The sequence below is a fragment of the Saccharicrinis sp. 156 genome (assembly GCF_050589685.1).
Classification (GTDB): domain Bacteria; phylum Bacteroidota; class Bacteroidia; order Bacteroidales; family Marinilabiliaceae; genus Saccharicrinis.
The window spans coordinates 16,512-28,335 of the sequence record NZ_JBNGOS010000057.1; the positions used below are offsets into that span (position 1 = coordinate 16,512).

Here is an 11,824-nt window from a genome sequence, read left to right on the forward strand (position 1 = left end):
AACGTAATAACTGCAATTTATATTTCAAAACTCTACAATTGAATAACAATTGGATCCTCCTTAACGAGTTCTTCCAACTGTATGACAATTGGATCCTCCTTAGCTAGCTTACCCAGCTGTATGACAATTGGATCTTCCTTAGCTAGCTTACCCAGCTGTATGACAATTGGATCTTCCTTCGTTAACTCTCCAAGCTGAATAACTATTGGATCTTCTTTAACCAGCTTCTCCAGTTGTATAACAATGGGATCCTCTTTTTCGGTTGCCGAAGATTCTATTGTAAAAGAAAACATTAATAAAAGTGTGAAAAGAGCTGTGATTAGTTTTGAAGTATTCATGATAAACGATTTTTTAAAATTTGTTTATCACAAATATCATCTACAGCAAGCAAATAAGAAGAATTTTAGGCGTGACAAAAGCGTGACAAAATTCATTCGGTTCATAAACAATACATTACATAGGTGTTTTTTTTAATGTTTTTTAGATTACACCTTACATTAATTATATACTGTTTATTTGAATGACCGATACCGAACAGTTTTTTATACTGTATTATTTATTATGTGTCCTATAAAACTATCCTGCAAGGTCGGAAATTTGCTTTTCCCTAAATTCCTGCAAATAATCTTCCAGGCTGTCGATCACATTCAATTTAGTTCTTATTCTTTGTTTAGCTTTTCGGACCGATGCCGGCTGAACATTTTGAACCTTTGAAATAATCTCCATAGGCAACCTCAAGCAAATCATTACCGCATAGCGGATTTCCGTTCTTGTCAGCTGCGGAAATGCTTCGGTGAACAAATTAATGGTTTCCAGGTAGCAGGAATCAAAATTACTACTCAACTCACTGTCATCCGAACCATTATCACCTCTCCCAACAATATCAAACGATTCTAAATGTAAACTATGCCGATCCACTCTACCTTTAGTATTATTTAACCTATGCTGAAGCAGTTGTTTTTCTCCGATTCCAATTAATAGATTATGAAATTCTTTATTAAGTTCCTCAATCTTAGCCTTTTTACTTTTCTGGTACAGATAAATATAAACACCAACTCCCGCTAAAATCACCAATGTAACAACCATTACCAAATACAGCATAAATTCACTGGCTTTCTTTTCTATCTTCAGTTGCACCAACTGGCTCTTCATTAAATCTACTTTATTATTAATTTCCAACACCTTAGCGAGACGAACTTTTTCGGAAGAAGAGGTTTTTTCAACCCAATCAATATACTGCTGTAGGTTTTCGTATGCCTTGGAATAGTTACCTTTTGCTTTATCAATTTGGTGCAAATAGTTATACACGTATAACATCCTGTTTGACTGATAGTTTTGCTCATAAAGCTTTAAAGACTTACTAAAATACACATCGGCAATATTAAATTTTTCTTGCTTAAAATATAGCATACCTTTAAACTGATACAAGGCCGGTAAAATTAGTTTACCCACACTATTGCCTTCACTGATTTCTATAGCCTTATCGCAATAAACATGAGCGGAATCAAATTGAAGTTGAGCATGATAACTGCTGGCCAAGATTTTATATACACTTACAGCCCTATCATACAATTTCCTGTTAATATACTCATTTGCAATAGAATTCAGTTTTTCAGGGGCATCCGGGGCATTAATTCTAAAATACTGCTCCATAAAATCGGCATATAACCGCACCTCAATTTCGGATGCTTCTTGCAACAAATGAATCCCTTTATCAATCTCATCCTTAAAAGATTCGCCTAGAGCCATCTTGCATCTACCAATAGCGATATATGCGGCACCTTCGGTCATTTTACTTTGATCTACTTCCAGCTTAACCGTTTCGTAATAATTGATTTTGGCTTGCTCATACAACCCAGTCGATTCCGCAATATTACCCAGCAAAAACTGACATCTTGCCAACCATCTATTATTTTCACTATTAGTAAAATAGGACAAGGCATTTTCCACATAAGCAAGCGAAGAATCCACTTGCATGTTACCATAATAAAGCTGAGCTTTGATGTAATCCACATACCCCTCATATTCAACCATTTGCTTTGTGTCCATATAAAACATTACAGAATCGAACTGAAGCTTGGCTTTTTCGGGATAGTAAATGGTATTAAAATCGATCCGTGCAAAAACCTCGTCTATTCCATCCCCCTCCAAAGCCTGCGATCTAATAAAAAGCGGGTTCAGCAAAAGGACAAACATCCCAATAACGACGGCGTATAATCTAACTCCCTTCATAATCAACTTAAATTGGGTCATTTACATATACAAAATGCAAAAATACCAACACAAACTTACATAAAAAGAGCCAAAAAGAAAAGAAAATATCAGTATTTTATTAACGTATATAATATATTTTGTTTATTTACATATTTTTTATATTTTATACTTATCGTTTTTTGTCCACTTTACAAAATATAGGCAGTTTTTCATTGGGAAAGCGCTTTTTATATTCCCCCCAAAATGCATTAACCTCATATTTCATCTCTTTGTGCAAGGCAAAAACTCCAATTAGGTTCGGAATAGTCATAAGCGCAATGGTTATACCCGATAAATTCCATATAATGGTAGTATCGGTGAAAGAAGCTAAAAAGAAACCCAGCACATAGACAATCCTGTAATACCTAACGCCCTTAACACCAACCAGAAATATAACTGCCCTACTACCATAATACGACCAGGAAATAGCTGTTGAGAAAGCAAACAACAGCAATCCGATGGAGACGATATATTTACCAAAATCCCCAAACCAGCTTTTAGTAAAAGCTAACGTGGTAAGTGGAGCACTGTGCATCAACGATTTACCCCGAAAACGGATTTTGTTTTCATTTGCCACAACTCCTTTTATCACGTTTAACTGTCCGGTATAGAGTTTCTTTGATTGATAAACCAACACGTCTTCAGCCAAAGAGCGAGAATGAATCAAAGATATATCTCCTATTATTTTACCATCCTTTACTGTAAGTTTTCCCGAGAACAGGGGCAATGTATTTTTATTGTTTACATGTGCGCTAAGTTTAGCTCTGTCGGTCTCCACTTCATCATCATACACGCCGCGTATAAATTGCATTTCAGCCCTTTGGAAATCGTTTTGGTGTTTCTGAGTCCAAACACCGGACGCCAACAATGTAAGGCCGGTTAACGAACAGATTATAATGGTATCAATGAAGGGCTCCAACAAAGCCACCAGCCCTTCAGAAACAGGCTCGTGTGCCCTTGCTGCCGAATGGGCAATCGGCGCAGACCCTTGTCCTGCCTCATTGGAAAAAAGACCTCGATTAACACCCCGGTTAAAGGCAAAAGCAATGGTTGCCCCAAGAAACCCTCCAGTGGCTGCTGATCCAGTAAAAACATCGGAGAACACAGACACAATGGATGGAACAATATTCTGGTAGTTATAAAGGATAACTGCAATTGCACCTATAAAATATATCACTGCCATCGTAGGCACTAACCTGGAGGTTACCTGGGCAATCCTTTTAATACCCCCAATAATGATAATACCCAGTAAAACTGACAACACGAGACCTGTAATGATATGGGGCACGCCAAAAGTTGCATTGATAGAATTGGAAATACTATTTACTTGTGGCAAGTTACCTGTACCAAAAGAAGAAAGAACGGTAGCTATTGCAAAAACCATAGCCATTACCCCCCCTGTTTTCACCACTTTACCCGAAGGAAGTGTAATGTCCAATCTTTTTTTCATGAAGTACATAGGGCCCCCGGAAATGGATCCGTCTTCTGCTTTTTCGCGATATTTATGCGATAGAGTTACCTCCACAAACTTTGTTGTCATACCAATAAGTGCGGTAATCAACATCCAAAACAGGGCAGCCGGCCCCCCCAGATAAACCGCATAGGCTACACCGGCAATATTACCGGTGCCTACGGTTCCCGACAAAGCCGTTGCCAGGGCCTGAAAGTGGGATGTATCCCCTACATCATCTTCCCTATCGAATTTACCCATCACTATTTTAAGTGCATAGCCCACATATCTGAACTGGGGGAATCCTAAATAAATCGTAAAAAAAATGCCTACCCCTAATAAAAGGTATACAAACCAGGCACCACTCCCTATATAAGAGTCTATAAGTAATAAAAAATCATTAAATTTCTGCATTGGATCCCAATATTTTTATATCTGTTTGAACGAAGTATCACAAATATAAATAAATTAATGGGCAATAAAAGTCAACAGAAACACAAGCCACTTGACTGGCATCAACCTTGCACAACAATGACCGTAAAAACAGAACAGCTTTTACCTCAAAACAACCCACTCAACCAAACACAATATAGAATCCTATTCTCTATCGGCTTCCTTAATGGACAACTGTATTCTTTTGCGCATCTTATCAACCTCCAGCACCTTTACCTTAACGTGCTGATGCAAAGAAACCACCTCATTGGGGTCGCTGATAAATTTGTTTGCGAGTTGAGAAATATGTACCAAACCATCCTGTTTTACACCAACATCCACAAAAGCACCAAAGTTAGTGATATTGGTCACGATACCGGGCAAGACCATACCTTCGTACAGATCTTCGACAGATCGAACATTTTTATCAAATTCAAATACCTTAATAATCTGGCGTGGGTCGCGGCCGGGTTTTTCCAGCTCAATCATGATATCCTTGAGTGTAGGAAGCCCCACATTTTCATCGATATATTTATCCAGGCTTACATTAGATCGAATTTCATTGTCATCTATCAAGTCCTTCACTTCACAGCCATTGTCTTTAGCCATTTTTTCTACAATCCCATAGGATTCAGGATGAACAGCTGAGTTATCCAACGGATTTTTTGCCTCTGTAATTCTTAAAAATCCAGCAGCCTGCTCGTATGCCTTTGGTCCAAGCCGAGGCACTTTTTTCAATTGGTCTCTGGACAAAAAAGCACCATTTTCCTTACGAAACTCCACTATATTTTTGGCCAATTGTGGACCCAGGCCTGAAACATAAGTAAGCAGGTGCATACTTGCCGTATTCAAATCTACTCCTACTTTATTTACACAAGACTCAACTACCTGATCGAGTGAACTTTTTAAATTAGACTGATCCACATCGTGCTGGTACTGGCCAACCCCGATTGATTTAGGATCAATTTTCACCAATTCAGCCAGGGGATCGATTAGCCGACGCCCGATTGAAACCGCGCCACGTACCGTAACATCATAATCAGGGAATTCATCGCGTGCAACCTTGCTCGCCGAATACACAGAGGCCCCATCTTCACTCACCACATACACCTGGATATCGCGACTATATTTTAAACTGCGGATAAAAGATTCTGTTTCGCGCGAGGCCGTGCCGTTACCTATTGCCACAGCTTCTATTTTATACGCATCTACCAAAGATGATATTTTCTTTGCCGCTTGCTTGGTTTCTCTTTGCGGTGCGTGCGGATAAATATTTTCGTTATGTAAAAGATTTCCTTGTGCATCTAAACAAACCACCTTACAACCGGTTCTGAATCCGGGATCAATAGCCAAAACACGCTTTTGTCCAAGAGGAGAAGACAACAACAGCTGTCTTAAATTTTTCGCAAACACCAAAATGGCTTCGGCATCGGCTTTTTCTTTTGAGCTATTGGAAAATTCGGTTTCTATGGAAGGTTTCAGCAAGCGCTTGCAAGCATCCTTCACAGCCAATTCCACTTGCCCGGAAGACTCCGTATTTCCTTTTACAAAATACCTTCCCAATCGATCTAATATCTGTTCTTCATCAGGCGAGATGCTCACCTTTAAAATCCCTTCTTTTTCGCCCCTTCGAATGGCCAGCAATCGATGACTTGGGCATTTTTTCAAGGGTTCGCTAAATTCGAAGTAGTCCTTGTACTTAACCCCCTCCTCTTCTTTCCCTTTCACCAATGTGGATGAAACAACCGCATTCCTTTCAAACACCGAGCGCACTATATCACGTGCAACTGCATTTTCGTTCACCCATTCCGCTATAATATCCCTTGCCCCCTGCAGCGCCTCTTCAAAGTCGGATACATCACTGTTCAGGAACCGGGCAGCTCGCCCTTCCACATCGCGCTCGTATTGTTTCATCAATATTTTAGCCAGCGGTTCCAGACCTTTCTCTTTGGCTTTCACCGCGCGGGTTTTACGTTTAGGTTTAAACGGAAGATAAATATCCTCAAGCTCGGTTGCATTAAAGGTATCAACTATCTTCTTCTTTAATTCGGCTGTTAAAACTCCCTGCTCATCCATCGACTTCAAGATAGCCTCTTTCCGCTTAACAATTTCCTGAAGTTTTTCGTATCGTTCTTTTACCAACGCCACATTGACCTCATCCATCGTTCCGGTACGCTCCTTTCGGTAACGACTGATAAACGGCACGGTTGCTCCCTCTTCTAATAATTCAATGGTATTGTTGACATGTTTTAGTTGCAGTTGCAACTCTGTAGCTATGATTTGTGATATTTGAGCTGACATGATGTATAACAGATCGTTAGATTTTATATATTTAGACTATAGACATATTCACATGACACTTAGTTTCCACCCCCCTACAAGAGCCACACCCGAAGACACAAAATCCTCTTATTCCGATACTTAAAAGACTCGACAATGGAATTAAATAAGTCCTGTCTTTTAAAAATAAAGAAACAAAGTCTTACAATGACCGAATATAAACCCAATTTAGAAACATCGTTCAAATGAATATGACAGCAACACAATTGTTCTATCCTTAATAAACCAAATACATTATGGGCCTAATTCTTTTTGGCAGCTCTCTTTTTATATGGAGGCTTTTTACCACCTCCTTTTTTACTGCCACCCTTTTTTCTTCCCCAACCACTTTTCATTTTTGATTCAGGATCATATTTTGGTGCTTCCTCGTAATGGGGAGGCAGTGGAATTTTAAATATATTGGTTTCAATCAGTTTTTCTATTTTATGAAAATCAACCTGATCGTCATCGGTGATAAAGGTAATTCCAACACCTTGGGTTTGGGCACGGGCGGTACGACCAATTCTATGCACATAGTCTTCCGCGTCGTTGGGAACATCAATGTTTATCACGAGGTCAATCTTTTCAATATCGATGCCACGGGCCACAATATCAGTAGCCACCAAAATCTGGATGTTTCTATTTTTAAATTCCCTAAGCACCTCAATTCGCTCACTTTGATCAAGATCGGAATGGATTCCTCTGGCATTAAAATCATTCTTTTTAAGGGCACGAACGATGTCATTCACTTTTGATTTGCGCGAAGAAAAAATAAGAATACTAGGCAAATCTTTATCCTTCAACAGATCCACGATTAGGTCAATCTTCTGATGCTCATGGACCATATATGCAGCCTGCAAAATGCCTTCTGCCGGTTTTGATATGGCAATATTAATTTCTTCAGGATCATTTAATAGCTTCTTGGCCAAATCCCTTATTTTTGGGGGCATAGTAGCCGAAAACAGCAATCCCTGACGATCCTCCTTGGGCAAATAACTCTCTATCTGCATAATATCATCCAGAAACCCCATGTCCAGCATCCTGTCGGCTTCGTCCAGAATCAGGTGTTTCACCGATTTAAAATCGACATAGCCCATGGTCAGATGCTGAATCATTCTGCCCGGAGTAGCCACAATGATGTCTGCGCCTTTGGTTAATCCTACCTTCTGTTGATCCCACAAACCTTTATCGTTACCTCCAAAAACCGACATAGAAGTCACATCCAGAAAATAACTGAAACCTTCAATTTGCTGATCAATTTGCAATGCCAGTTCACGGGTCGGAACCAGAATCAAAGTAGTTGTTCCCGTATGACCTTCCCTTACAATTTTATCGAGCACTGGCAGAAGGTAGGCCGCTGTTTTACCCGTTCCAGTCTGGGCACAAGCAATTAGGTCGGCCCCTGTTTTAATTACAGGAATGGTTTTTTCCTGCACGGGGGTGGCATCTTCGAAACGCATGGCATCCAGTCCGTCCAGCACTTCTTGGGAAAAATCAAATTCGGTAAACTTCATGTATAATATTTTAGTATCAAATATCTGGATTTAAGTATCATGATATTGACAATACAGACAGTATTTAATTATTCAACATACAAAACTAATCCTTTAAGGTATTCTCCTTCGGGATGATAAATGTTTACGGGGTGATCGGCAGGTTGCGTCAATTGGTTTAATATCCTCACATTTCTGCCCGAACGGGCTGCTGCAGAAAAAACCGCTTTACGGAAAGCATCCTTACTTACCACCTGCGAACACGAAAAAGTAAAAACAATACCGCCCGACTTAATCTGCTCAAAAGCTTTTGCATTTAGCTTCTTATAGCCCTGCAAGGCGTTGTTCAACACGTTATTATGCTTGGCAAAAGCCGGAGGGTCCAGAATTATGAGGTCGTACTTGTCCTTTATGTCGTCGAGATATTTAAAAGCATCCGCTGCAAAAGCGTCATGGCGTTCATCGCCTGGAAAGTTCAATTCTACATTTTCCCTGGTCAGATCAATAGCTCTTTCCGAACTATCCACAGAATGAACCAAATTAGCCCCTCCCCTCATAGCATAAAACGAAAAACCGCCCGTGTAGCAAAACATATTTAACACAGACCTACCCTTACTGTAATGCTCCAGCAATGCCCTGTTATCGCGCTGATCGACAAAGAAGCCTGTTTTTTGGCCTTTTTCCCAATCCACACGGAATTTCAATCCATTCTCAATCGCTATTCTGGTACTAGATTCTCCATAAGTATATCCATTTTCCGGCTCCACTTTAGCTTTGAACGGAATGGTACCTTCCGATTTATTATATATGGCTTTTAATCCATCGCCAAATATTTCTTTCAGAATATCATCAATCTTATCCTTGATCAGAAACATACCTACCGAGTGCATCTGAACCACGGCAGTATCGCCGTACATATCAATAATTAGTCCTGGCATATTATCACCCTCTGCATGAACCAACCGGTAAGCATTGGTATTCGGATCGTCAATTAAACCTTGATCTTTACGTAACTGATAAGCCTGCTTTATTTTATTTTCCCAAAAGCCATCCGTTATTTCCACTTGTTCAAAAGAAACAATTCTAATGGCAATAGAACCTATTTGATAATGTCCTAACCCAAGAAATTCGTCTTTATTGTCAAAGACTTCTACGATCTCTCCTTCGGCAGGCTCGCCGTAAATCTTTTTTATGGCACCACTGAAAACCCAGGGGTGAAATCGGCGTAAAGACTGATCTTTCCCTGATTTAAGAACAACTTTTATATATGACATGAAATGATTGTTATTATTTAAGATTGATTATTGACGCTTGCAGTATCCACATCAATTATTTTACTTGAATCCAAATGATTCAGTTTTTTAAATATTTCAAGTGCAACCCACGAATCGGTTGCGGCATAAACCATTTGACCTTGTGTCAACTGATCCGCTTCCCAATTGGACAGGCGCTGTCGTTTTGAGACTCTGAACTCCAACAGAATACCCGCTAACTTCTTCAGCGAAAAATCCTTGAGCCCTTTATCCACCGCCATGGTTTGCAACTCTACAAACCCGCCAGGCGTGAATTCTTTCAATTTTTGCAAACCCCTTATATCGTCCCTGATTCCAACACCAACCTTTTTAACCTTTTCGTTACTCAACAAATGAAGCAGATCCGAGGTTACTCCCGTTTTATTGGTACGTATTAAATAGGTGGATTTTTCGGTGGTCAGTTGGATCAAAGAAATGAGGTTGGTTTTTCCTTTTTTAAACGAAGGACGGGTTTCGGTATCGAAGCCCAGTACCTTTTCTCCATTAATTTCCCTGATTACCTGAGGAATATCTTCAGTATTCTCCACCACTACAATCTCTCCTTTGTACGAATGCAAAGGTAAATCATTAAGCGCTTCGTTTGTAATTGTATTTTTTATTAAATTATCTTCTCTTTCCATTTAATCCTCCCCTTCCTGCCATTGGTCCTGAAATCTATTGAACCAATTGTTCGTATTTTCTCTCTCTCCACTGCTATTCATATCAAACCCTGCCTCTTCATCCAAATCTTTATCGCTATATAAAACGTTGTGACATGCCCTAAGCACGTTCACCAGCTTTTGTCCCCAATATAACTCGAATGAATTTACCAACTCTGCCAATGCATCGTTCATTATTTCTGTTACTCCTATCCTGTATGCAAATAGAAAATCTTTTACATCCTGGTAGATATCTGTCAGATTTTCGGAAATACTTGAAGCTACATCCCGTTGGTCCTGCTCATTATCGGGAACAAACACTTCTAAAAAATCATCGAATTGCCCAAACTTGTTCAACAGAACATGCTGAATCCTTATATAATCTTCTTCCCTTACCGTTTTCTCAATACTTTCGTCCAATCCAAACTCCGTTTTTGGCAAAACCACAGCTTTTATATACAACAATGGCAGTATACGGGTCATTACCGTAAAAAGTTCCCGGGTAGACAGTTCTTCGGCACTTTCCAATTGATTACAGTACTCATTACCGACAGTCACAAATTCGAGCACGTTTTTTGAAAAGACTATATGGTTTAATTCTTCTTCCATTTTTTAATAAGATAAGAGATAAATACTTGCCCATATCGGTATCCACATTAAGAAATGAACCAAGTACTATACTCATCACAACCAGTATATCGTTTTATTGATATATACAATAGTTCGCAAAATTAACAAATTAAACCGAAAATAAAGGATCATAAAAATATTAGTCGATTCGCATTGCCCAGGAAACATAAAAATAGTGGTCAATTCAGCACCATATTAAAAATATTGGCATAGTGATTGTTTGAAAAAGAATAACCTGGCATGGACAAGCCCCCAAAAGATGTCCCTAATACATTTTGCTTGCCCAAGTAATATTTTTATCAACCACCTAAACAAGCATTTAACATGAGAACATCTTTACTCATTTACCTTGCCCTTATTGTAATATTGACAACACTACTCAGTTCCTGTACGGCCTATCAATATTCCACATTAAGCAGCGATCTGCCTACATCGCAATTCAATGATTTCTTTTACGAGAACGACACCCTCCAAATCGTTTATTCTTTTGCTGGCAAGGGAGCACTCATGACCATTGATATATTCAACAAACTGGACAAGCCGATTTTTATAAACTGGAATCAATCATCCGTTGTGGTAAATGGCATTACTACTTCCTTAAACTCTCAAGTATGGGGGGCGGGCGATCTATCCGGACTAACAGAAGAATATATTGATGGTGATGGTACTTTTACTAGCAGTACGACTATCAACAATTTAACCTCTGCACGCGCCAATAGCAATGAGTATATCCCAACAAAGTCACAGTTTTCCATTTATTATGATCTGGGTCAGAACCAATTTCTCAAAACAATTAGCAAAGATTCAACACTCAGAACAAATGTTATCTTAGCAAATTCGGAACCTTTAACTATTAAAGAACATTTATTTATACGTGAAACTTCTCCATTTAAATTTAGATGTATCATTACCTATTCTGACGATATTGATGCAAACAATAAATACTGTGCCAGTAATGAATTCTGGGTTTCAAGCATATTCAGGACTACCTCAGGAAATGTAAAAAACAGGGAAGATACTTTTTACAACTCAAAAACAACTGATTTTGGAAATTTTATGACTGGTGTAGCTACGGTGGCCGTTATAACCGGCTATGTGCTTTTAAAGGTTGCAGAAATATCTGCTGCCCAAAAGTAAACAAGGTAGGTAATACCGAAGCCAAACCACTTTAACCCGCAATATGCATTAGAAATTCTATTACACATTGAAATTACTTTAGAACAAGACACTTCGTTGCATCACTTCAACTCACCAGAACGATGCTCCCGAAAGTAATCCATAGCCGTTAACTTTAGC

At 39.1% G+C, this 11,824-nt stretch carries 9 protein-coding genes; 1 reads left to right on the plus strand and 8 read right to left on the minus strand.

Translation table 11 applies throughout. The annotated features are described in order from the left end of the window. Positions 1-32 precede the first annotated feature (32 nt). The 8 genes from ACRD64_RS23325 to ACRD64_RS23360 all read right to left on the minus strand — a co-directional run bounded on the left by ACRD64_RS23325 (position 33) and on the right by ACRD64_RS23360 (position 10,507). A complete protein-coding gene (locus ACRD64_RS23325; protein ID WP_430936673.1) occupies positions 33-338 on the minus strand; it encodes a hypothetical protein in 306 nt (101 codons plus the stop codon). Between the two features lie 238 nt (positions 339-576). Next, on the minus strand, positions 577-2,232 hold the full coding sequence (locus ACRD64_RS23330) for a tetratricopeptide repeat protein (protein ID WP_430936675.1): 1,656 nt from the start codon (positions 2,230-2,232) through the stop codon (positions 577-579). A 151-nt stretch (positions 2,233-2,383) separates the two neighbouring features. Beyond that, entirely contained in the window at positions 2,384-4,117 is a 1,734-nt protein-coding gene (locus tag ACRD64_RS23335) for an alanine/glycine:cation symporter family protein (protein ID WP_430936677.1), read from the minus strand. 183 nt (positions 4,118-4,300) lie between these two features. Beyond that, entirely contained in the window at positions 4,301-6,436 is a 2,136-nt protein-coding gene (locus ACRD64_RS23340) for a Tex family protein (RefSeq protein WP_430936679.1), read from the minus strand. Between the two features lie 281 nt (positions 6,437-6,717). Then, positions 6,718-7,968: a DEAD/DEAH box helicase gene (locus ACRD64_RS23345; RefSeq protein WP_430936681.1), complete on the minus strand. Its 1,251-nt coding sequence runs from the start codon at positions 7,966-7,968 to the stop codon at positions 6,718-6,720. 68 nt (positions 7,969-8,036) lie between these two features. Then, entirely contained in the window at positions 8,037-9,221 is a 1,185-nt protein-coding gene (locus tag ACRD64_RS23350) for a class I SAM-dependent rRNA methyltransferase (protein ID WP_430936683.1), read from the minus strand. Positions 9,222-9,238: 17 nt separating this feature from the next. Then, a complete protein-coding gene (locus ACRD64_RS23355) occupies positions 9,239-9,880 on the minus strand; it encodes a 3'-5' exonuclease (RefSeq protein WP_430936685.1) in 642 nt (213 codons plus the stop codon). After that, positions 9,881-10,507, minus strand: coding sequence for a DUF5063 domain-containing protein (locus tag ACRD64_RS23360; RefSeq protein WP_430936687.1), 627 nt, complete (start codon positions 10,505-10,507; stop codon positions 9,881-9,883). It abuts the gene before it with no gap. Positions 10,508-10,852: 345 nt separating this feature from the next. On the opposite strand from ACRD64_RS23360, the gene ACRD64_RS23365 reads away from it, so the two are divergent. Next, positions 10,853-11,665 carry a hypothetical protein gene (locus ACRD64_RS23365; RefSeq protein WP_430936689.1) on the plus strand — a complete coding sequence of 271 codons (813 nt, stop codon included), beginning with the start codon at positions 10,853-10,855 and terminating at the stop codon, positions 11,663-11,665. Positions 11,666-11,824 lie beyond the last annotated feature (159 nt).

What these genes read in the sequence shown, in the direction of transcription:
- ACRD64_RS23335 (WP_430936677.1), bottom strand. Translation starts at nt 4,117, where the DNA reads ATGCAGAAATTTAATGATTTTTTATTACTTATAGACTCTTATATAGGG.
- ACRD64_RS23350 (WP_430936683.1), bottom strand. Translation starts at nt 9,221, where the DNA reads ATGTCATATATAAAAGTTGTTCTTAAATCAGGGAAAGATCAGTCTTTA.
- ACRD64_RS23345 (WP_430936681.1), bottom strand. Translation starts at nt 7,968, where the DNA reads ATGAAGTTTACCGAATTTGATTTTTCCCAAGAAGTGCTGGACGGACTG.
- ACRD64_RS23325 (WP_430936673.1), bottom strand. Translation starts at nt 338, where the DNA reads ATGAATACTTCAAAACTAATCACAGCTCTTTTCACACTTTTATTAATG.
- ACRD64_RS23330 (WP_430936675.1), bottom strand. Translation starts at nt 2,232, where the DNA reads ATGAAGGGAGTTAGATTATACGCCGTCGTTATTGGGATGTTTGTCCTT.
- ACRD64_RS23365 (WP_430936689.1), top strand. Translation starts at nt 10,853, where the DNA reads ATGAGAACATCTTTACTCATTTACCTTGCCCTTATTGTAATATTGACA.
- ACRD64_RS23360 (WP_430936687.1), bottom strand. Translation starts at nt 10,507, where the DNA reads ATGGAAGAAGAATTAAACCATATAGTCTTTTCAAAAAACGTGCTCGAA.
- ACRD64_RS23340 (WP_430936679.1), bottom strand. Translation starts at nt 6,436, where the DNA reads ATGTCAGCTCAAATATCACAAATCATAGCTACAGAGTTGCAACTGCAA.
- ACRD64_RS23355 (WP_430936685.1), bottom strand. Translation starts at nt 9,880, where the DNA reads ATGGAAAGAGAAGATAATTTAATAAAAAATACAATTACAAACGAAGCG.